This window comes from Actinokineospora spheciospongiae (genome assembly GCF_003182415.1).
In the GTDB taxonomy this organism is placed as follows: Bacteria; Actinomycetota; Actinomycetes; order Mycobacteriales; family Pseudonocardiaceae; genus Actinokineospora; species Actinokineospora spheciospongiae.
The window spans coordinates 161376-182308 of record NZ_QHCP01000004.1 but is presented as its reverse complement, the minus strand read 5'-3'; the positions used below and the strand labels follow the sequence as shown (position 1 = coordinate 182308).

At 72.5% G+C, this 20933-nt stretch carries 16 protein-coding genes and 1 pseudogene; 6 read left to right on the top strand and 11 right to left on the bottom strand.

Annotated features, from left to right (window positions below; genetic code table 11):
* Positions 1–45 precede the first annotated feature (45 nt).
* The 3 genes from DFQ13_RS11945 to DFQ13_RS11935 all read right to left on the bottom strand — a co-directional run bounded on the left by DFQ13_RS11945 (position 46) and on the right by DFQ13_RS11935 (position 2814).
* Positions 46–1503 (bottom strand): aminotransferase class I/II-fold pyridoxal phosphate-dependent enzyme, encoded by a 1458-nt coding sequence (locus tag DFQ13_RS11945; RefSeq protein ID WP_035284543.1) that lies wholly within the window; start codon positions 1501–1503, stop codon positions 46–48.
* A gap of 218 nt (positions 1504–1721) precedes the next feature.
* Positions 1722–1994, bottom strand: coding sequence for a GlsB/YeaQ/YmgE family stress response membrane protein (locus DFQ13_RS11940; RefSeq protein WP_035287920.1), 273 nt, complete (start codon positions 1992–1994; stop codon positions 1722–1724).
* A gap of 388 nt (positions 1995–2382) precedes the next feature.
* Complete coding sequence (locus DFQ13_RS11935; RefSeq protein ID WP_035287922.1) at positions 2383–2814, bottom strand: Hsp20/alpha crystallin family protein; 432 nt, start codon at positions 2812–2814, stop codon at positions 2383–2385.
* 183 nt (positions 2815–2997) lie between these two features.
* On the opposite strand from DFQ13_RS11935, the gene DFQ13_RS11930 reads away from it, so the two are divergent.
* Both DFQ13_RS11930 and DFQ13_RS11925 read left to right on the top strand, forming a co-directional pair.
* Positions 2998–3519, top strand: coding sequence for a hypothetical protein (locus DFQ13_RS11930; RefSeq protein ID WP_110079836.1), 522 nt, complete (start codon positions 2998–3000; stop codon positions 3517–3519).
* 144 nt (positions 3520–3663) lie between these two features.
* The gene (locus tag DFQ13_RS11925; RefSeq protein WP_181399935.1) at positions 3664–4026 is read left to right on the top strand and encodes an STAS domain-containing protein; all 363 of its coding nucleotides are present in this window, start codon (positions 3664–3666) and stop codon (positions 4024–4026) included.
* A 9-nt stretch (positions 4027–4035) separates the two neighbouring features.
* Here the strand turns inward: DFQ13_RS11925 and DFQ13_RS11920 are convergent, their stop codons facing one another.
* Positions 4036–5256 carry a PP2C family protein-serine/threonine phosphatase gene (locus tag DFQ13_RS11920; RefSeq protein ID WP_035287911.1) on the bottom strand — a complete coding sequence of 407 codons (1221 nt, stop codon included), beginning with the start codon at positions 5254–5256 and terminating at the stop codon, positions 4036–4038.
* A gap of 194 nt (positions 5257–5450) precedes the next feature.
* On the opposite strand from DFQ13_RS11920, the gene DFQ13_RS11915 reads away from it, so the two are divergent.
* Positions 5451–5876: an ATP-binding protein gene (locus tag DFQ13_RS11915; protein ID WP_035287914.1), complete on the top strand. Its 426-nt coding sequence runs from the start codon at positions 5451–5453 to the stop codon at positions 5874–5876.
* A 13-nt stretch (positions 5877–5889) separates the two neighbouring features.
* On the opposite strand, the pseudogene DFQ13_RS11910 reads toward DFQ13_RS11915, so the two are convergent.
* Both DFQ13_RS11910 and DFQ13_RS11905 read right to left on the bottom strand, forming a co-directional pair.
* Positions 5890–6947, bottom strand: a pseudogene (locus tag DFQ13_RS11910) (fatty acid desaturase family protein).
* Positions 6948–7131: 184 nt separating this feature from the next.
* Positions 7132–9444 (bottom strand): chitobiase/beta-hexosaminidase C-terminal domain-containing protein, encoded by a 2313-nt coding sequence (locus DFQ13_RS11905; RefSeq protein WP_110079834.1) that lies wholly within the window; start codon positions 9442–9444, stop codon positions 7132–7134.
* A gap of 195 nt (positions 9445–9639) precedes the next feature.
* Here DFQ13_RS11905 and DFQ13_RS33780 point away from each other — a divergent pair, with 195 nt between their 5' ends.
* Positions 9640–13425, top strand: a complete 3786-nt coding sequence (locus DFQ13_RS33780) for an AAA family ATPase (RefSeq protein ID WP_110079833.1) — start codon at positions 9640–9642, stop codon at positions 13423–13425.
* A 12-nt stretch (positions 13426–13437) separates the two neighbouring features.
* Here DFQ13_RS33780 and DFQ13_RS11895 read toward each other — a convergent pair whose 3' ends face one another.
* Both DFQ13_RS11895 and DFQ13_RS11890 read right to left on the bottom strand, forming a co-directional pair.
* Entirely contained in the window at positions 13438–14901 is a 1464-nt protein-coding gene (locus tag DFQ13_RS11895; RefSeq protein WP_035286414.1) for a MutS-related protein, read from the bottom strand.
* Positions 14898–16403 (bottom strand): MutS-related protein, encoded by a 1506-nt coding sequence (locus DFQ13_RS11890; RefSeq protein WP_035286415.1) that lies wholly within the window; start codon positions 16401–16403, stop codon positions 14898–14900. Before DFQ13_RS11890 ends, DFQ13_RS11895 begins: the two co-directional genes overlap by 4 nt.
* Before the next feature lie 114 nt (positions 16404–16517).
* Between DFQ13_RS11890 and DFQ13_RS11885 the strand changes: the two genes are divergently transcribed.
* Positions 16518–17714: a serine hydrolase domain-containing protein gene (locus DFQ13_RS11885; protein WP_219994387.1), complete on the top strand. Its 1197-nt coding sequence runs from the start codon at positions 16518–16520 to the stop codon at positions 17712–17714.
* A 13-nt stretch (positions 17715–17727) separates the two neighbouring features.
* Here the strand turns inward: DFQ13_RS11885 and DFQ13_RS11880 are convergent, their stop codons facing one another.
* Complete coding sequence (locus DFQ13_RS11880) at positions 17728–18585, bottom strand: alpha/beta fold hydrolase (RefSeq protein WP_110079831.1); 858 nt, start codon at positions 18583–18585, stop codon at positions 17728–17730.
* Between the two features lie 107 nt (positions 18586–18692).
* Here DFQ13_RS11880 and DFQ13_RS11875 point away from each other — a divergent pair, with 107 nt between their 5' ends.
* Positions 18693–19310 carry a GyrI-like domain-containing protein gene (locus tag DFQ13_RS11875; RefSeq protein WP_110079830.1) on the top strand — a complete coding sequence of 206 codons (618 nt, stop codon included), beginning with the start codon at positions 18693–18695 and terminating at the stop codon, positions 19308–19310.
* Positions 19311–19373: 63 nt separating this feature from the next.
* Here the strand turns inward: DFQ13_RS11875 and DFQ13_RS11870 are convergent, their stop codons facing one another.
* Entirely contained in the window at positions 19374–20201 is an 828-nt protein-coding gene (locus DFQ13_RS11870) for a class I SAM-dependent methyltransferase (RefSeq protein ID WP_052021684.1), read from the bottom strand.
* Between the two features lie 162 nt (positions 20202–20363).
* Positions 20364–20918, bottom strand: a complete 555-nt coding sequence (locus DFQ13_RS11865) for a dihydrofolate reductase family protein (RefSeq protein ID WP_035286418.1) — start codon at positions 20916–20918, stop codon at positions 20364–20366.
* Positions 20919–20933: the final 15 nt, after the last annotated feature.

Genomic DNA, 20933 nt, shown 5'->3' with positions numbered 1-20933 from the left:
AGCGGGCGCACCAACCGTGCGCCCGCTGTGGGTTCGCGGACAGCCTCAGCGCTCGACCACCCGGATCGTGCTGAGGTCGGAATCGGTCGGGTCGGGCAGGAACATGCCCGCCGCGTGCCCGCTGAGCAGGTAGTCGACCACCGGCTGGGTGATCACCTCGCCGGGGAGGGCGGCCGGGACGCCGGGCGGGTAGGGGCTGATGGTCTCGGCGCAGACGCGGCCGACGGCCTCGCGGGCGGGCACGTGGGTGGCGTCGGCGAAGAACGCCTCGCGCGGGGTCATGGCCTGCTCCAGCTCCAGTTGGCCGGGGTCGGGGATGTCGACCGGCTTGGCGGCTGGCAGGTCGTCGAGGTGGGCGACCAGGTCGGCGATGGCGGTGACCAGGCGGTCCGCGGTGGTCTCGTCGTCGGCGATGGTGATCTGGGCGGCCACCCGGCGGTGGTCGGCCAGGCCCACGTCGACGTGGTGGTGCTCGCGGAGCCAGTCAGCGGCGGTGTAGCCGGACACCCCGCAGTCCGACAGGTCCATCACGACCTTGGACGGGTCGTGGTCGTCGGCCCGGCCGGGACCCACCACGTCGTCGCGGCCCACGACCGTGACCAACGCGCCCAGCCGCTGCCGGATGTCGGCGTTGAGCCGCAGCGCCCGGTCCAGCAACCCGTGCCCGTGCTCGACCATCTGCCGCCGCCACCCGTCCAGCGCGGCGTACACCAGGCACGACGGGCTCGTGGTGTCGAGCAGGTCCGCCCGCATGCTGAGCACCCGCGGGTCCACCAGGTCACCCTGGAGCTGGTAGACCGAACTCTGCTCCAGACCCGCGCCCATCTTGTGCACGCTGGTCACGCACAGGTCCGCGCCCGCGTCCATCGCCCAGGACGGCAGGTCGGGGTGGAACGGCAGGTGCGCGCCCCACGCCTCGTCCACGATCAGCGGCTTGCCGTGCTCGTGGCACACGTCCGCGGTGGCCTTGATCGCCGCGCAGGTCCCGTAGTCGGTCGGGGTGATCAGCAGCATCCCCATCGCGTCCGGGGCGCGGGAGAAACCCTCGGCCACCTCGTCCGGGCCGGGCGGGTAGGCCCATTGCCAGTGCGCGTCCCAGCGGGGGTGCACCCACACCGGCTCGACCCCGCTGATGATCAGTCCGGCCACGACGGACTTGTGCGCGTTGCGCGACACCAGCAGCTTCTGCCCCGGCCGGGCGACGGTGATGATGCACGTCTTGACCGACAGCGAACTGCCGCAGGTGGAGAAGAAGGCGTGGTCGGCGTCCACCGCCTCCGCCATCAACCGCTCGGCCTCGCTGAGCACGCCGCCGCCCATGGCGCGGTCGTCCAGCCCGCTCATCATCAGCACGTCCGAGCGGAACACGTCCGCCCCCATGACGTCGAGCGCCCGACTGTCCACTCCCCGTCCCTGTTTGTGCCCGGGTGGGGTGTACCCCAGTCGGTCCTTCCGCGAGTAATCGGCCAAGGCCTGCAACACCGGAGCACGCGATTGATCCATGCCGGACGTATGCCACGCGGCTCAGGGTGCCAAACCCCGGTCCAGGCCGCCTTCTCCACAGTGGAGTCGGGCAGGCCGAACAGGACTGTCCGACGCGGAATTGTCCGCGGGCAATGGAACTCATGCACAAATCCGGCTGTGCACGATGTGGTGCTAGCCCAAAGCAGCGGGGGCCGACGGTGATACCGTCGGCCCCCGCTGCGGGTCACGCGAAGTGGTCACGCGTGGTGGTGCGTCTTCTTGCCGATCGTGACGCGGTAGACCGCGAGCAGGATCAGCGAGCCCAGGATGGCCAGCAGCCAGGTGCGGATCGAGAAGAAGTCCTGCAGGCCACCACCGAAGATGGCGTTGCCGATGAAGCCACCGATGAGGGCGCCCACCACACCGATCACGGCGGTGACGATGAAGCCACCGGGGTCCTTGCCCGGCATGACGGCCTTGGCGATGAGGCCGGCCAGCAGACCGAGAACAACCCAACCGATGATGCCCATCACGAACTCCTTCCTCATGACCTCGGCTCTTGCGCCGTGGTCCTCCGTTGCTGGTGGTGAAGTGCCCCCTTTCGCCGGAACTCAATCACCGCCGGGGGAAACCCGTTCCCGGCACACGGGGAACCGGTGCTCCGATCGAGGCATATGCGCTGATCATCGACTTCCCGGGCCGTGAGAACCGGATACCGGAAATCCACACGGGATGGGCCGCGATCACGACCATCAGCAGAAAACGGACAGGGATCGGGGTCCCCGGCACCGGTGTCCACGCCGGACCGGACGAGCGCGACCCACCGGACGCCGGTCCGACGGGACGGTCACAACACCCACGCGGACGTGGGACCGCCGCGTGCCACCCGCGCGGGGCGGCACGCGGCGGTCGGGCGGATCAGGACTGGATCTCCTGGGGCCGGTCGGCCCGCACCGCGATCCGGCGCGGCTTGGCCTGCTCGGCCACCGGGATGCGCAGGGTCAGCACCCCCGCGTCGTAGTCCGCGGAGATCCGCTCGGTGTCCAGGGTGTCGCCGAGGAAAAGCTGGCGGGAGAACACGCCCAGCGGTCGCTCGCTGACCTGCACCTGCACGTCCTTCTCGGCGATCGGCCGCCGTTCGGCCTTGACCGTCAGGACGTTGCGCTCCACGTCGATCTCGATCGCCTCGGGGTCCACCCCGGGCAGGTCGAACGACACCACGAACTCCTGACCGGACCGGTAGGCGTCCATCGGCATCGCCGCGGGCTTCGACCACGTCCCCGCCGCACCTGCGGCCAGGTGCTGGGCCAGCCGGTCGAACTCACGGAACGGGTCGGTGCGCATCAACATCGGTTCCACCTCCACGATTCGGGTTCGTCAACACGCAGGTACAGGTATAGCACGTCATCCAAACGATGACAAGTGGGGTGTCGTCGCCTGGATGACGAAGGTGGTCTTGCCCTGCCAGCCACCCGTGCCCCGAGCACAATGGGACGGACTGACGACCGTGCGAACCCCAGGAGGCAGTCACCGATGACGCGGGTGGTCATCCAACCGTCGTACGGGAAGGCGGAGACGCGCAGGCACTGGGCGGACACGCTGGACCGCGGCGTGCCGTTCCCCGAGGCCCGGCGCGCGGGAGCACTGGACGCCGAACACCTGGCGGGCCTCACCGCCGCGCACCCCGGCGGAACAGCGCGGTTCTGGGGCGCCACCGCCCGCCACGACCGGACCATGGAGCACATCGACGCGGGCGACGTCTTCCTGCTGACCGGCCAGAAGCATGTGCGCGGCATCGGCGTCGTCGGGCACGGCTTCCGCGACCACGCCTTCGCCCGCTGGCTGTGGACCCCGCGACCCCAGGACTGCCTGTGGAGCAACGTCTACAGCTTCACCGACTTCCACCCCACGTGGATTCCGTACGAGGAGATCTGGGCGCTGCCCGGCTTCAACCCGGGGGACAACTTCATGGGCCTGCGACTGCTGAACGAGGAGAAGGGGAACACGATCCTGACCGGGCTCGACGTCCTCGCCGAACTCAAGGTCCCGACCTGATCGCCCGCCCCGCTCCGCCCCGCCTGACGGACGTCCTTGTCCGGTGCTCCCACAGGTCAGCAGGTAACGTACAACCAGCACGCTCCGTGACCAAGTGTCATCATGCGTGAAAGCACCGATCGCGAACCGTGGAGGGAGTGGGGTGTGAACAACGAGCCGGTGACCGCCACCGTCGAACGGGGAGAGGGTCGTGTCGTCGTCCGCGTCAGCGGTGAGGTCGACATGGCCACGGCCCCCGTGCTCGCCGAGGCCCTCGACCGCGCCTTCACCGGGGGCGACCCCGCCCGGGTGGTCGTGGACCTGACCGGGGTGTCGTTCTTCGCGTCCTCCGGTCTCGCCCTGCTCGCCCAGACCAGCGCCCGCGCCCGCGCCCGGGACACCGACACCGACGTGGTCGTCGTCGTGGCGCCCGGGGGTCCCACGGAGCGCGCCATCACCGTCACCTCGATGGACCGCTCGATCCGCGTGGTGCACGACCTGGCCGGGGCGACCTCCGACAGCGCGTAGGGACCGGGCTCAGGTGGTGGGCAGCAGGGTGCCGTGCGCGGTGGTCGACCACTCCACCAGCATGAGCGTGGCGTCGTCCTGGAGCTGGCCGTTCTGGTGTTCGAGGACCGCGTGGACCACCCGGCGGAGCGTTTCCGGCGCCGGGAGGTCGGCGGCCTCGTGCCGCTCGGTGAGGTCTACCAGGCGGTCGAGGCCGAACGGGACGCCCTCGGGGTTGCGGGCCTCGGTCACCCCGTCGGTGTGCAGCAGCAGGCGGTCGCCGGGCTCCAGGGCTTCGCTGTGCACCTGGACGGGCCGGTCGCCGATGAGGTGGCGCAGGCCCAGGGGCGGGCGGGGCTTCCCGGCGAGGGTCTTGACCATCCGCGACCGGCGCAGCACCACCGGCGGCGGGTGCCCGGCGAGCACGTAGGACAGGACACCCGTGTGCAGGTCGAGGTCGACCAGGACGGCGGTCGCGTGCCTGCCGGGCACGTGGGCCGCGTCGAGCACGTCGTCGGCCGCCGCCGCGATCCCGGCCAGGTCAGCCCCCGCCCGGCGGGCGTTGCGGGTCGCGGCGAGCACCATGCTGGTGGTGAGCCCGGCGCGCAGGTCGTGGCCGGTGGAGTCGAACACCGCCAGGTAGGCGCGGTCGCGGTCCACGGCGTAGTCGAAGCCGTCACCGCCCACCCGCGCGAACGGCTCCATGATCGCGGAGACCACCACGTTCGGCCCCGCGAAGGTCGACGGCGGCAGGAGCTGCCACAGCAGTTCGCTGGCCACCGTCATGTCCTCGGTGCGGCGCACGGTGTGGAACAGGTCGCTGTAGGGGTACTTGGCGACGACGAGGTGACCGACCAGCCCGGCCAGTGCCCAGCAGCGCTCGCGCACGGCGCCGTCGGCCGGGTCGGCGCCCTCCGGCAGGACCAGGTGCAGCACGCCCACCCGCTCGGTGCCGTCCAGCAGCGGCAACCACAGCGCGGGCCGCCCGGACCCCTCGTCCTGCGACGGCATCAACGCGGTCAGCCGGAACGACCGCCCCGCGACCGTGCCGTCCACCCCCAGCGGCTCGGCGGACCCGGGCGGCACCGGGCGCAGCGCGCGCTGCGGCAGGTCGGCGAGGTAGATCCGGGCCCGCATCCCCAGGACCACGCCCGCCTCGTCGAGCAGGTCGACCAGGTCGTGCGCGGTGGCCACGTGCGACCCCGTGATGAGCTTGTTCAACGCCGTGAACCACGCGCTCTCCGCCACCATGCTCCGACCTTAGAGCCGACGCGCCCCCCGGCCGAGACCACCCCTCGGCGACCCCACCCGGGCAGGTGGCGGGCACCAACCAGCACCGCGCCCCCGGCCGGAGTAGCGTCGGCCGCGTTTGGGCGTCGCAAGAAGGAGTGAGATGCGCGATGGACGGCTTCGTCTCACCACCGTCCGACGGACCAACACCCCCGGTGGATGACACCGACGGCGCCGCCGCCCACTCCCCCGACGCGTCCACCCTCACGATCGCCGTCCCCGCGATCCCGGCGGGCATCGGCACGGCCCGCAGGCGCCTCGACGCCTGGCTGCGCCAACACGCGGTCACCGGCCCCCTCCGCTGCGACGTCGTCCTGCTCGCCGACGAGGCCATCACCAACGCCGTCGAACACGGCCACCGGCACCTCGACAACGGCGAAGTCCTCGTGACGGTCACCGTGGACGCCCGGCGCATCACCATCACCGTCGCCGACCGGGGCCGCTGGCGCCCGGAACAGGACGACGCAGGCGTCACCCACGGCTGGGGCATCCCGATGATGCAGGCCTTGGCCGACCAGATCGAGATCACCTCCGGCGATGCGGGAACCACCCTCACCGCGAACTTCTCCCGGCTGGGGTGACCCCCGCCTGGAGTCAGCGGGCGGGAGCTTCGCGCAGCGGGGCACCGACCTCGTGCAGGTGCTGCAAGACGTGCCCATAGGTGCGCAGCAGCCCGCACTGGGCGTATTCGATCCCGCGTCGCAGGCAGAACTCGCGCACCAACGGCTGTGCGCGACGCAGGTTCGGGCGCGGCATCGTCGGGAACAGGTGGTGCTCGATCTGGTGGTTCAACCCGCCGAGGGCCACGTCGACCCACGGGCCGCCCCTGATGTTGCGGCTGGTGAGCACCTGCTTGCGCAGGAAGTCCAGCGACTTGGCATCGGTGTAGGTCGGCATCCCCTTGTGCCCCGGGGCGAACGAGCACCCCATGTACACACCCCAGAGGCCTTGGTGCACCGCGATGAACGCGATGGCGATCGGCGGTGACAGCACCAGGAACACGGCGGTGAGGTAAACCGCGAAGTGGACGATCAGCAACGCCGCCTCGCGCCTGCGCGACACCGCCTTGTCCTGCCACACGGCCTCGATGCCGGACCAGTGCAGGCTCAACCCCTCCAGCAGCAGCAGGGGGAAGAAGAGCGCCGCCTGGTGCTTGACCGTCCAGCGGACGAACCCGCTCCGGTCGCGGGCCTCCCCCGGGTGAAGGCCAGGATCGGGATGTCGAGGTCGGGGTCTTCGTGCTCGTGGTTCGGGTTGGCGTGGTGGCGGGTGTGCTTGCCCATCCACCAGCCGTAGCTGATGCCGACCAACCCGGCCACGGCGTAGCCGACGCGGTCGTTGGCCCGGGCGGTGTCGAAGATCTGCTTGTGCCCGGCGTCGTGGCCGAGGAACGAGATCTGGGCGTACACCACGGCGAAGAACACGGCGGTGCCCAACTGCCATCACGAGTCGCCCAGCAGGGCGAACGCCACGCAACCACCTGCGAAGGCGAGCGCGGTGAGGACGAACTTCACGGCGTAGCGGCCGTGCCGCCGCTTGAGCAGACCGGCATCCCGGATGATGCGGGACAGCTCGGCGTAGTCGGACCGCTGGGCGGGGCTGGGAGTGGCGGGGTTGTCCCGAGTGCCGGTGGGCGCCGCAGACGTGGACATGTGTTGCTTTCCTTCCCGAAGAGCTGCGTCGCCGGGTTCAGGGGCAACAGTTCGCACCCGGGAGGAATGCCCGAATCACGGCCGCGCAAACAACCCGGCCGCTCTCCCGGATGCCGGGGAGATGAGGGCGGAAGACCCGGGTGCCGCCGCACGGGTGTTGTGCGGCGGCACCCGGGTCCAGCGGTCAGGGGTAGTTGACGACGTTGACCGGGACGGTGCCCGGGGGTGTCACGCCACCGACGTCGTTGATCACGTGGGTGATCGTCCCCTGGTAGTTCAGGGACACGGTCAGCAGGTTGTGCATCCGCACGCCGGGGGTGTTGGGCACTTCGAAGGCGTGGTAGGCGCTGACCGAGGGGTTGACGTTGAAGAAGCAGTAGCTGCCCAGGCCCCACGCCTCGTGGTTGGTGACCGAGTCGGCGACCTTGTAGGCGGCGTAGCCGTTGAGGCCGTTGGGACTCCTCCAGCTCGCCTGGTTGGGCACGTCGTAGGGCATCTCGTTCTGGAAGAAGATGGTCCGGCCGTTCTGGCCGTTCCAGATGACCTGGTACTTCTGGTAGTGCTCGACGAACAGACCGGTGGCGAGCACGTTGTTGCCGTTGACGATCACACCGGTGTCGCCGGTGGCCTGGGTCCAACCCCAGGTGCCCGCGTTGCCGTGGTCGGCCCGCCAGGCCCAGATGTGGTCGATGACCGTGTTGGCGCTGTTGACGACCAGGCTGGTCGTCGCCTTGCCCGCGATGGCGCCGCCGATGCGGAAGAAGACGTCCTGGACGGTGGTGGGGTTGGTGGCGTGCGACGCCGACGAGCCCGCCGGGCCGACGGTCAGGAGGGCGGCGGAGTTGGTGGTGCCCGCGTCGAAGAGCAGGCCCTTGAGGCGGACGCCGTCCACGTCGGCCACCTGCATGGCGTTGACGCCGTTGTCCGGGATGAGCGTGGGGTAGCCGATGCCGAGGACGACGGTGTTGGCCTTGGTGACGTTGAGGGTCTGGTCGAGGTGGTAGATGCCCGGGGTGAACAGCAGGTGGCACCCCGAGGCGAGGGCCGTGTTGATCGCCGAGGCGGTGGCGCCGGGCTTGACCACGAAGAACTGGCTCATCGGCAGCGACGTGCCGGGGGTGCTGCCGCCCGCCCAGCTCGGGCCGGAGGCGTTGGTGCGCAGGGCGGGCTGGAACACGCGGTACCTGCCCGCGCCGTCGATGTAGAGGTAGGGCACGTCGCGGGAGACGGGGGTGGTGGCGAGGGTGGTCTCGGGCGGGTTGGGGAAGGTGTTGGCGGGGGCGCCGGACGTGCCGGAGAACACCATGTTCCACACGCCGCCCGCCCAGCTTCCGTAGGCGCTGTCGCGGGTGTACCACTGCTGCTGCGACACCGACGCGGTCTGGCCGGAGACCTTCGAGTCGGCGATGTAGCCGCCGCTGGCGAAGCCGTAGCTGGCCGGGTGGAGCTGGAGGTCGCCGCGGATGTCCATGCGGCGGAACGGCGCGGCCTGGGCCACTGCCCAGCGGGTGGCGCCGCTGCTGGGGTTGACGGCCAGGTTCTCCGTGGAGCGCCAGAAGTTCTGCAACGCCACGCCCTGGTCGGACTCGTTGAACGCGTCCACGGTGATGTCGCCGTTGATCACCACGTCGCCCGGGTTCTGGCCCAGGCCCGCGACGGAGGTGTAGTAGCCGACGTTGTCGCGCACGGCGTAGGTGCCGGGCTTGAACAGGTGCGCGACCCGGCCGGTGCCCATCTGCGCGGTCAGGGTGTCCTTCTGCGCGGCGAAGTCGGCGTCGAGCCGGGCCTGGATGGTGGCCGCGGGCATGCTCGGGTCGAACACGCGGGTGTTGGGGCCGAAGTCGGGGGTGTCGGACTGGGTGGGGCAGGTCGCCGCGGAGCCGCCGATCGTGTACGACGCGGTCGCGGTGGCGGAGGTGGTCAGGCCGCTCTTGAGCGCGATCGCCTTGACGGTGCGCGACGAGGGGACGCTGATCGGCGTGGAGTACAGCGTCGAGGTTGCCGTGGGGGTGGAGCCGTCGACGGTGTAGCGGATGGTCGCGCCGCTGGTCGCCGTCGAGAGGGTGACCGCCTGCGCGGTCGCGTACGTGCCGCCCCCGGGGTTGAACGTCGGGGCCGCGACCGAGCCGGTGCCGCCGCCGTGGGTGTAGGTGAAGTGCGGGGTGTCGTACTGCGGGCCGCTCTTCTCGTAGGTGAACCAGTAGTCCAGGAGCGAGCCGGTGCTCAACGACCCGACCGTCTGCCGCCAGGTGCCGCCGGACTCGGTCATCCGGAGGTTCTGCTGCCCGCCGCCGTTGACCTGGTAGTGGATGTCGACGTACCGCGCGACCGTGGTCGGGGTGAACACCACTTGGGCCTGGGAGGTCGACACCTGCGTGGCGCCCTGCGTGTAGTCGGCCGCCGCCGACGCCGTGCCGCCGGTGGCGACCAGCGCGGAGAGGGCCAGCGCCGCCGAGACGACCAGTGCACCCGGTCGCCACGTCCGCCTTTTTCGCATCACGAGATCACACCCCAATGACGAAGGTAGTAGCCGCGGACGACCAGTCCCGGGGTGCGCCCATTGGACTAGACCATAAACGGCGACCCGCCGTCGCCGATAGGGACATCCGGTGGAATCCGCGCGCCCGTACCGAATACGGTCATTCCGGCCCACCGCGGGCACCCCCGGCGCGATACTGCGGTGGGAGGTCCGATGGCGAAGAAGGTGCGGCGGCGGCGTCCGCTGGTCGGCGGTGTGGTGGTCGGGGTGCTGCTGCTCCCCATCGCGGTCAACATCGCGACGGACGCGCTGCCGGAGGGGTGGGGCCGCTTCGCCTGGATCGGCCTGCCGGTCTCCCTGGTGCTGACCGTCGTGCTGGCCGTGCACGAACGCCGCGCCGACGCCCGCCCCGCCGCGCTCGAACCCCTCCCCCGCTCCCCCGCGCCCGCCCGCGACGGGCTCGCCGACCGGCCCAGCGCCCTGCTCGACGCGCGCAGCGCGGTCGTGCCGTTCACCGGCCGGGAGACCGAACTGGCCGCGCTCACCGCGTGGCGCGACGCCAAGACCACCGGCGCGTCCGCGCTGCTCCTGCACGGTCCCGGCGGCCAGGGCAAGTCGCGGCTGGCGACCCGCTTCGCCGAGCTGTCCGCCGCGGACGGGTGGGTGGTGGCGCAGGCCCGGCACGGCGTCGCCCCCGACGAGGCGACGGGTGGTCGGGCGAGCAAGCGCAGGCTGCTGGTGGTCGTGGACTACGCCGACCGGTGGGCGCACCCGGAACTGGTGGCGCTGTTCGCCGACCCGGCGCTGGCCGGGCCCCGGGTGCGGGTGCTGCTGATCGGCCGGACCGTGCAGTGGTGGGCGGCGCTGCGCGGCGAACTGCGCTCGACGGGCGTGGCGGTGGGCGACCTGCTGCTGGGCGAACTGGCCGAGGAGCCTGCCGACCGCGAACGGGCCTTCACCGCCGCCCGCGACCGGTTCGGAGAGGTCCTGGAAGTGCCCGAGCCGATCACCGAGCCGGTGCCGGACCTCGACGGCCCCGACTACGGGCAGGTGCTGACGCTGCACATGGCCGCGCTCGTGTCCGCCCTGACCGTGCGCTTCCCCGGCAAGCCGATGCCGCGCGGGGTCGAGGGCATCGCGGCGTACCTGCTCGACCGCGAGCGCATGGGCTGGCGCAGGCTGCACGGCACCCGGCAGCTCGGCGAGGAGTTCGACACCCCGCCCACGGTGCTGGCCCGCGCGGTGTTCACCGCCGTCCTGGGCGGTCCCGCCGCGCACGCCGACGCCGTGGCCCGGTTGGCGGGCCTGCGCCTGGAACCGGCCGAGCGCGTCCTGACCGACCACCGGTTCTGCTACCCGCCGCGCGACCGCGCCCTCGAACTGGAACCGCTCCTGCCCGACCGGTTGGCGGAGGACTTCGTCGCACTGCTGCTGCCCGGCCACGACGTCACCGGCTACGACCCGGACCCGTGGTCGGCCGACGTGCCGCGGGCGCTGCTCGGCCTCGACCGGCCCGACGAGCCGGACCCGGCGGTGACCGCGCGAACCGTGACCGTGCTGGCCTCGGCCGCCGACCGGTGGCCGCACGTGGCCGGGCGGCTCGGCGACCTGCTGACCGAGCGCCCCGACCTGGCCGTGCGCGCGGGCAGCGCCGCCCTGGCCGCCCTCGCCGCCGCCCGCCACCTGGACACCGACGTGCTGCTGGCCGTCGAACCGCACTTCCCGGCAGGCCGCCGGGCCGACCTGGACGCGGGCGCGGCCGCGGTCACCGACCGGCTCGTCCGCGAGCGGGTCGACGACCGGACCCGGCTGCACGACGCCGCGTCCTGGCACTCCCGGCTCACCACCCGGCTGGGGCACGCGGGCCGGAAGGCGGAGGCGGTGCGGGCCGGGTACCGGGCGCTGGCCGCCCTGGACCGGCTCACCGAGCTGGACCCGGGGGCCCACGGCGCGGACCGGGCGATCTGCCTGATGGACATCGGCGGCTTCCTGTCCGACCTGGGCAGGCACCGGGAGGCCGTCGAGCACACCGGCCGGGCCGTCGACCTGCTGCGCGAGATCGGGGACCGGCCCGCGCTGGCACTGGCGCTGTCCAACCACGGCAACCAGTTGCAGAACACCGGCAAGCGCGGCCCGGCGGTGGCGGCGGCGCAGGAGTCCGTCGACCTGCACCGGGCGCTGGCGGGCACCGCCCTGGCCGACCCGCCGCGCTTCGCGTTCGCGCTGAACGGGCTGGGCACCCGGCTCATGGCGGTGAACCGGGCCGCGGAGGCGGCCGGGGCGCTGGCCGAGGGCGTCGCCGCCTACCGGCCGCTGGTGGCCGTGGACCCGCAGGCGCACCTGCCCGGCCTGGCGCGGGCGCTGACCAACCTCGGCACCGCGCACGTCCGGCTCGATGCCGCCGACGAGGCGCTGCGGTGCTCGGCGGAAGCGGTGTCGATCCGGCGCGGGCTGGCCGAGGCCAACCCCACGGCCTACCGCGCCGACCTGGCGCTGTCGCTGCTGAACCACGCGGGCAGGCTGTCGGCCGCCTGCCGCGACGGCGAAGCGGTCGAGGTGGCGGCCGAGGCCGTGGCGGCGGCCCGGCGGCTGGTCCGGCTCGACCGGATCGCGCACGAGCCGGTGCTGGCCCACGCGCTCGCGGCCGAGGGCGCCGTCCTCGCCGAGGCGGACCGGGAGCGGGCGGTGGGGTCGCTGCGCGAGGCCGCCGAGCTGTACCGGCGGCTGGCACTGCTCGACGACGGTTATCAGTCCCACGTGGAGGTCGTGGTGCGGAACCTGGACGTCCTGGGCGGGCGGCAGCCACCGGAACAGCCGGGCACCGCCGCCGTGGCGGCGTTCAACGAGGGCGTGCGGCTGGCGCAGGCCGGTCGGGTGGCCGAGGCGGCGGAGCGCTACCGGTGGGCCGCCGAGGCGGGCCTGCCGCAGGCGATGTTCAACCTGGGGCACCTGCACCTCGACGGCGACCGACCCGCCGAGGCGGAAGCGTGGCTGACCCGCGCCGTCGCGGCGGGCCAGACCGCGGGCTGCCACGACCTGGGCGTGCTGCACTGGCAGCGGGGCGACCGGGGCACCGCCCGGAAGTGGTTCCGCCGGGGCGCCGAGGCGGGGGCGACGAACGCGATGATCTCGCTGGGCGCGTCCCTGTGGTCCGACGACGACCTGGACGGCGCCGCGACCTGGTTCACCGCCGCCGCCGAGGCCGGGGACGCCGAGGGGGACTTCCGCCTGGGGCTGCTCCGCGCGGAGCAGGACCGCCCGGCCGACGCCCGCACCCACCTCGAACGCGCGGCCGAGGCGGGCCACACCGGCGCCGCCCGGGAACTGGCCGACCACCTCATGCGGAACCAGGAGGTGCGGGAGGCCAAGGGGTGGTGGCGGGTCGCCCGTGCCAGGGAGGAACCCACCGCCGAGCCGCCACCCGCCCCCGCACCGCCGAACCCCCTCACCGAAGTCGCCCGGGAACGCGGTGTGCCCGTGGTGTCCTTCACCCCGAACCAGGGCATCGAGTTCGCCGCGGCCGTGCTGGCGCGGACCGTCGGCGGCCTCCTCGCGGCGGGCCGCGTCGACGACGCCCTCGCCGCCTACCGCGAGAGCATCGACTCGCACGGCCGCCTGCTGGCCGGGCACCGCGCGGGCAAGTTCCCGATGGGCGACGACATGCTCCACAGCGTGCTGCGCCGATGCGCGATGACCAAGGCCGAACTGGCCCACCTCGAACACGACGCGGGCCACGGCGAGGCCGCGCTGGCGCACAGCGAGGAGGCCGTGGCGGAGCTGGGCGCGCTGTCCGCCCGCATCGGCGACGCGCTGTCCCTCGCCCGGGCGCAACTCGTCTTCGCCTTCGTGCGCCAGCAGCGGGGGGTCGACACCGAACGGGCCGCGGAGGTGATCGCCGAAGCCGTCGCCGCCTTCACCCGGCTCGTCTCGGCCCACCCGGAGGCCGTCCGCGACCTGAAGAGCGCCTGGACCATCCAGGGCCTGCTCGGCGATCGCTGAACCGCGCCCGGGTCACCGGTCGCCGAAGATCCGGGCGTGGAGGTCGCCTGCGTGCGCGGTCGGCGACGGCGGTCCCGGGACGATCCGGAAGCCGTCGGTGGCGGTCAGCGACAGCGCCGGAAGGGCTCCGTCGTGGACAGTGCGGGCCAACTCGTGCAGGTGGGTCACGAAGACGACCCGGACGTCCAGGTCGACGAAGGCGTGCAACACCTCCGTGGCGATCGCGGCGGCCTCGCGCTCGTCGGTGGCGGCGAAGGACTCGTTGCACAGCACCAGCGCGCCGGGGGTGACCAGGTCGACGACCCGGCTCATCCGGGCCAGTTCCTCGTCCAGCTTGCCGCTGGTCATCGCCCGGTCCTCCGCCCGGGTGAAGTGCGTGCACACCCCGGTCGCCACCGACACCGCGAAGTCCCGCGCCGCCACGACCATGCCGCACTGCGCCATCAACTGGGCGAGTCCGAGCGCGCGCAGGAACGTCGACTTGCCACCGCAGTTGCGCCCGGTCACCAGCACCAACCCGGACCCGGACGCGTCCAGGTCGCCGCCCACCACGGGACCGCCGGTCCCCAGCGCCAGGCAGGGTTCGGCCAGGTCGCGGGCGGTCAGCACCCGTTCCCCCGCCGGGTGCAGCCGCGGCAGGCACGTCGGGACGCCGAGGCCCGCCAGCGCGTCGACGAGGTTCAGGCAGCCGATGTGGAAACCCAGTTCGTCGCGCAGCGCCACGAAGAAGCCCAGGACGTGGTCGGCGGACCGGGCGGCGGCCTCGGCGACCGGCGCCAGCGCCCGACCGCGGAAGGCCGCCAGCGCCCGCCAGTCCTGCTCGTGGTGACCGGTGATCGTGTGGACCAGCCCGGACTTGCGCAACCGCCGCGGCACCGCCCCGCGCCCCGGCCCCGGCGGCTCGTGCAGCCGGAAGTCCACGCCCTTGCCACCCTCCCCCAGCCGGGCGCTGAGCACGATGCCGTTGTCGAAATCCATCGTGCGCAACAGCTCTTCGACACCGTCGAGGTAGGCCGCGCCGACGTGGGTGCGGACGTCGGCGAGCAGCGCGGTCAGCCCCGCCGAGTGGAAGTCGCGGCCGTGCCGGTCGGCGAACGCGCCGAGTTCGCGCAGGAAGCCGCAGAACAGGCCGAGCACCCGCCGCGAGCGGTTGAGCAGCGGCTCGGCCTGCCCGCTCGCGGCCCCGCGCAGCACCGTCCGCTCGGCGGCGACGGCCCGGCGGGCCAGGTCGTGCAGGGCGCGCACGGCGCCGGGGTGACGGAGGCAGTCGGCCAGCACGTCCTGGCGGTGGCGCAGCACGGCCAGGTCGGTCAGCGGGGCGAGGACGGTGGCCCGGACCAGGTCGCGCAGTTCGTCGTCGCCGTCGGCCATGGCCGCCACGAGCGCGTCCAGCCGCAGGTCCTCGACCACCTCGGGGTTGACCGGCGCGGGGGCGGTGGGCGCGGAGTCGGCGGGGGCGAGCAGGGCGGGCCTCACCGGCGGACCCGGGCCAGGATGCGGGCGCGGGTCAGGCCGTGCTTCTCGGCGACGGCGACCGCGTCGGCGTACCCGTCGGCGGGTTTGCGCACGACCCGGTAGGTGCGCGCGCCGTGGTCGTCGAGGGTGCTCACCATGCTCACGGTCGTGGGACCGGCCCGCGACAGCTCGTCGAGGAAGCTCACCCACAGGCAGGGCACGTCGAGGCGGGTCAGCGCGTCCAGGACGGTGAGGCTGAGCGCGCGGGCGTCGTCGCCGGTGGTGGAGGTGAAGACCTCGTTGAGCACGACCACGCTGCGGGGTGTGGCCCGGTCGAGGATGTCGCGCATCCGCACCAGTTCCTCTTCGAGCTTGCTGGCCACGCTGTCGGAGCTTTCGGCACGCGGGTAGTGGGTGAACACCCGGTCGGCCAGGGACAACCGCACCTCGTGGCCCGGCACGGGGCAACCCAGCGCGGCGAGGTGGTAGAGCTGCCCGAAGGTGCGGGACAGGGTGGTCTTGCCGCCCTGGTTGGGGCCGGAGACGACGAGGACGCGTTCGGCGCCGGAGAGTTCGAGGTCGTTGCCCACCACGGGCTGCCCGCGTTCGACAAGCTGGGCGGCCAGGGCCAGGTCGACCGCACCGCGCGCCAGGAACGCCTTGTCGGTCGCCGACACCCGGGGGAAGCAGGTCGGGATGCCCGCCGCCCGCAGCGGGGCCAGGTGGTCGAGGTAGGCGAGGTGGAAGCGCAGCTCCGCGTCGAGCCGGTCGAGGTCCGGGGGCAGGAGGTCCGGGAGGTCGCGGTGGCGGTCGTGGAAGGCGGCCAGGTCGGCGAACAGCTCCGGGTGCAGGCGGGCCACGAGGTCCAGCACCGCCGCCTCCACCTCGTCCAGCCCGAGGTCCGGCGGGGGTTGCGGCGGCTCGGCCGGGTCGCGGCGGAACCGGGCGAACGTCGCCAGCACGCGGTCGGCGAAGTCCCCGGGGGAGGTCGGGTCGTGCTCGGCGACGGTGACCCGGTCCTGCTTGAGCAGCAGGTCGTAGCGGACCTCGCCGAGCCGCCGCAGCAGGTCCGCGGCCCGCTCGCGCACCGCGGGGAACTCCCCGTGCCCGACCCACTCGGCCAGGTCCGCGCGCAGCCCCCGCAGCCCCGCCGACCCGGCCGCGTCCAACCCCCGCGACAGCGCCACCACCGCGGCGGACCAGTCGAGCACGACGTCCACGAACCACCACCCGGCCTGCGGCTGGTGGGTCATCCGCCGCAGCATGCCCAGCCGCCGCCTGGTCCGGGCGGCGGTCGCGGTGAACCGCCGCACCGGCTCGGCCACCGCCGGGTCGTCCAGGTCGCGGAACACCGCCTGCCGCGCCTCGACGTCGCGCACGTCCCGCACCCCGGCGTGGAAGTACCCGGCCACCACCGCGTCGTCCCCGGCGACCGCGTGCACCACCTGGTCGAGGTTGAGGTCCGCGAAGCAGTCCGGCCGCTCAGCGGCCGAGAACCCCACCAGCACACTCCTGATCCCCACCCCGGCACCCTAGTGCCGAACCCGGGACGTGCCGACGGGTTTCCGCGAATGACCTGTGCCCGGCTCCTGGCAGAGTCCTGGTCCGGAGCAGTCGAGAACGGATGGTGGTCGCACGTGCCCGATGTCAGCGGGGAGACCGCACCGGGGTTCGAGGGGGTGCGCGCGGCGTTCGCGGCCAACCTCGACGGCGGGCAGGAGGTCGGCGCCGCGGTCTCGGTGTACCTGCACGGGCGCAAGGTCGTCGACCTGTGGGGCGGGGTGGCCGACCCCGAAACCGGCCGCCCGTGGGAGCGCGACACCCTCCAGGTCGTCTACTCCACCACCAAGGGCGTCACCGCGGCCTGCGCGCACCTGCTGGCCCAGCGCGGTGAGCTGGACCTCGACGCGCCCGTCGCCGAGTACTGGCCGGAGTTCGCGGCCAACGGCAAGGCGCACATCCCGGTCCGCTGGCTGCTCACCCACCAGGCCGGGCTGTCCGCGCTCGACCGACCGCTCACCCCGGCCGAGGCGATCGCCGGGGAGCCGGTGGTGGCCGCGCTCGCCGCGCAGCGCCCGGCCTGGGAGCCGGGCACCGCGCACGGCTACCACGGGCACACCCACGGCTGGCTGGTCGGCGAGGTCGTGCGCCGGGTGACCGGGCGCAGCCTCGGCGCGTTCCTCGCCGAGCAGATCGCCGCACCGCTCGGCCTGGACTTCTGGATCGGGCTGCCGGAGGCCGAGCAGCACCGGGTCAGCCGCGTGCTCATCCCCGAACTGGACCCGACCGCCCTGGGCGCGGTGGACCTCGACGCGCTGCCCGAAGCGGTGCGCGACGTGATCGCCGCCTACCTCGACCCGACGTCACTGACCGCGCGGTCCACGCTGACCGTCATCCAGCCCGCGCTCGACCTCAACGACCCGGCCGTGCGGGCCGCCGAGATGCCCTCGTACAACGGCATCGGCACCGCCCGCGCGCTGGCCCGGTTCTACGCCGCGCTCATCGGCGAGGTCGACGGGCACCGCGTCCTCGAACCCGACACCCTCGCCGCGGCCACCGCGGAACGGGCCGCGGGGGTCGACCTCGTCCTGCGCGTACCCGTCCGGTTCGCCACCGGCTTCGGCCTCCCCACGCCGGACGCCTTCTGGTACAGCCCGACGGCCTTCGGCTTCTCCGGTCTCGGCGGGTCGCTGGGCTTCGCCGACCCCGCCGCCGGGCTCGCCTTCGGCTACGTCATGAACCACGTCCTGGAGGGCGTGCCGGACCCGCGGGCCGCGAACCTGGTGGCCGCGGTCGACGACGCGGTCCGGGGAGTCGGCGAACCCCACCGGTGACCGCCGGACCGGCTCAGTGCCGGGTGAGCACCGGTTTCGCGCCGTTGTCCGCCAGGAACCCGACCAGGACCCTGGCCAACTCCTCCGGCTGGTCCTCGGGGATCAGCGTCGACGAGTCGGCGATCTCGACCAGCTTCCCCAGCGGCAGCAACCCGGCCAGCCGAGGACCGTGCTCGCGCGGCATCATCGCGTCCTGCTCGGCCCACACCACCAGGGCGGGCCGGTCGAACCGGGCGAGTTGGGCGGTCCACTCCAGCAGCACCGACGCCTCGGGGGTGCCCGCGGCGAACTTGCGCAGGTCGCGGCGGATCGCCGCGCTGCCGGTCGCGGGGGCGAACCACCCGTCGAGGATGTCGTCCGGAACGCCGCGCAGGCTCACGCAGCCGAAGGTCTTCCTGCTGTGGCGGAAGAACCCCGTGCCGAGCAGCCTCATCATCAGCCACACCCCGCCGGGCAGCGCGGACAGCGCCACCAGCGGCCGGGCGGGTGGCGGCGGGAAGTTGTCGAACGCCTCGCAGGCCACCAGCACCAGCCGGGCCACCCGGTCGGCGCGGCCCTCGCTGACGAGGAACTGCGGGCCGCCCCAGTCGTTCACGACCAGGGTCACGCCGGTGAGGTCGAGCGCGTCGAGGAAGTCGGCCAGGATGTGCGCCAGGCCGCGCTGGGTGAGGTCGGCGTCCGGGTGCATCGGCGTGCGGTGCCCGCCGAGCGGCAGCGTCGGCAGGATGCAGCGGTAGCCCGCCAGGTGCGGGAGGACCTTGCGCCACTGGGTTTCGTTCATCGGGAAGCCGTGGGTGAACACCAGCACCGGCCCGGCGCCCCCGGTGTCCTGGTAGTCGATCCCGCCCGCCGGGAGTTCCACACGAGGCACCGCGAACCCTCCAGGATCTGTGAGATTGTTTCCGACCATACTCCGAACCGCCGAGTTCCGAGTTCCGGGCGACAACTACACTCCGCCCGCCGGAAGAGGAGGTCGCGGTGGACAAGTACGACGTCAAGAAGGCGCACAGGAACCTCTACTCAGCGCCCTCGAAGGAGTTCACCCTCATCGACGTGCCCGAGTTCCGGTACGCAGCGGTCGACGGCCGGGGCGACCCGAACACCTCACCCGAGTACGCGAACGCGGTCCAGGCCCTCTACGCGGTGGCCTACACGGTGAAGTTCGCCTGCCGGAAGACCCTCGGTCGGGACTTCGTGGTCGCTCCGCTGGAGGGGTTGTGGCGAGCCGACGACCCCACCGCGTTCCTCGCGCGGCGCAAGGAGGTGTGGGAGTGGACCATGATGATCGGCCTGCCGGACTGGGTCACCGAGGACGTGTTCCGGGCCGCGATCGACGAGGTCGCGGAGAAGAAGGACATCCCCGCGCTCGGACGCGTCAGGCTGCTCACCCTGACCGAGGGGACCTGCGCCCAGATCCTGCACATCGGCTCTTACGACGACGAAACCCCGACCCTGGCCCGCCTGCACGAGCACTACCTGCCCGACAACGGCCTGACCTTCAACGGCGACCACCACGAGATCTACCTCAGCGACGCACGGCGGACCCCACCCGCCAAGCTCAAGACGATCCTGAGGCAGCCCGTCAAAGCCGAGTAGCCCGTGCAGGAGGTGCCCCCTGCACGGGCGGTGCGACACACCGTCCGAAGTGGACGGGCGGTTTCAGAGCGGCTTCTGGGCGACCACGATCGCGTAACCGGACTCGGGGATCTTGCTGAAGCGCACGGCGTCGACACCGATCTTCTCGGTGACCTCCGCGGGCATGCCGTAGTCGGCTTCGATGCGCTCGGCCATGGAGCGGAAGCCGTCGTCGACCGCCTGCATGGTGCGTTCGAGGATGTGGTCGCCGATCTCGACCAGCTCGACCAGCTCCAGGCCCGCGTTCTCCACCTTGGCGGGGATCTCGGAGAGCTTGTTGTACTGGCAGCGCACCGAAGCGTAGTAGGCGTCGAGGAATTCCCTGGTCGGGGCGTCGACGGGGGCCCGCTCCACGCAGTCGGCGACCACGAGGCGCCCGCCGGGCTTGAGGACCCGGGCGATCTGGGCGAGGGTCGCGCTCCAGTCGGCCACGTGGATGAGGCACTCGCTGGACCAGGCGTGGTCGAAGGACTCGTCCTCGAAGGGCATGGCGTTGACGTCGGTGTGCTGCACCGTGATGACGTCGTCGAGCCCCTCGGCGGTGACCCGCTCCTGGGCCAGCTTGAGCTGGTAGGCGCCGATGTCGATGCCCACCACCGACACGCCCTTGGTGCGGACGGCGCGGACGGCGGGCGCGGCGTTGCCGCACCCCACGTCGAGGAGCCGCTGGCCCGGTAACGGGTTGACCCGGTCGAGCATCATGTCGGTCATGCGGTTGGTGGCCTCGGCCATCGAGGCGTTGTCCTCGTCGTTCTCCCAGTAGCCGACGTGCATGTTGCCGCCGAGGATCACGATGGAAGCCTCGGTGAGCGCCGCATACTGGGGGTTGATGTCGTCGACCTGTGTCGTCATTGTCCCAATCTATCGGTATCGGAGGCTTGTCGTCCTTGTCTTGATCAAAGACCCGACAGCGCCACCGCGACGATCGGCGACAAGCGGAAATCGGACGCGCGACAGGGGTGGACCTGTTGCGGAACAACCCGATCGGACCTGTCCCGGGTGTTTCGCGGCCTGCTAGTGCGCGGGCCGCGCCTGCTTCCGCACGCGGAAGCGGAGCATGGTGACCGCGCCCGACCGGGTGTTGCCGATGGGTTCCAGGTCGACCCTGCCGAGTCCGGGGGGCGAGAAGCGGACACCGTCGCCGAGCAGCACCGGCAGGACGTACACCAGGACCTCGTCGACGAGCCCGTGCCGCAGGCACTGGGCGGCCACGTCGGCACCGAGGACCTCCAGGTCCTTGCCACCCGCGGCGGCGCGGGCGGTGGCGACGGCCTCCTCGATCCCGCAGGTGAGGAACGTGACGGTGGGGTCCGGTTCCGCGGGGGGCTCGTGGGTGAGGACGAACTGCGGTCCCCCGTCGTAGCCGGTGTCGTCGGCGGACATGCGCTTGGCGACCTCGTAGGTGCCCCGGCCGACGAGCATGGCGCCGGTGGCCGCCATGACCTCCGGGAACACGTCCGCGGTCAGGTGCTCGGCGATCCAACCCATCGCGTGGTCGGGACCGGCGATGAAACCGTCCAGCGACATCGCCCGGTTCACGACCACCTTGCCGGTGCCCACACCACTCATGCGTCTCTCCAAGAA

Excerpts from the sequence above, each read along its gene's own strand:
- DFQ13_RS11945 (WP_035284543.1), bottom strand. The coding sequence starts at position 1,503 with ATGGATCAATCGCGTGCTCCGGTGTTGCAGGCCTTGGCCGATTACTCG.
- DFQ13_RS11940 (WP_035287920.1), bottom strand. The coding sequence starts at position 1,994 with ATGGGCATCATCGGTTGGGTTGTTCTCGGTCTGCTGGCCGGCCTCATC.
- DFQ13_RS11935 (WP_035287922.1), bottom strand. The coding sequence starts at position 2,814 with ATGTTGATGCGCACCGACCCGTTCCGTGAGTTCGACCGGCTGGCCCAG.
- DFQ13_RS11930 (WP_110079836.1), top strand. The coding sequence starts at position 2,998 with ATGACGCGGGTGGTCATCCAACCGTCGTACGGGAAGGCGGAGACGCGC.
- DFQ13_RS11920 (WP_035287911.1), bottom strand. The coding sequence starts at position 5,256 with ATGGTGGCGGAGAGCGCGTGGTTCACGGCGTTGAACAAGCTCATCACG.
- DFQ13_RS11905 (WP_110079834.1), bottom strand. The coding sequence starts at position 9,444 with ATGCGAAAAAGGCGGACGTGGCGACCGGGTGCACTGGTCGTCTCGGCG.
- DFQ13_RS33780 (WP_110079833.1), top strand. The coding sequence starts at position 9,640 with ATGGCGAAGAAGGTGCGGCGGCGGCGTCCGCTGGTCGGCGGTGTGGTG.
- DFQ13_RS11870 (WP_052021684.1), bottom strand. The coding sequence starts at position 20,201 with ATGACGACACAGGTCGACGACATCAACCCCCAGTATGCGGCGCTCACC.
- DFQ13_RS11865 (WP_035286418.1), bottom strand. The coding sequence starts at position 20,918 with ATGAGTGGTGTGGGCACCGGCAAGGTGGTCGTGAACCGGGCGATGTCG.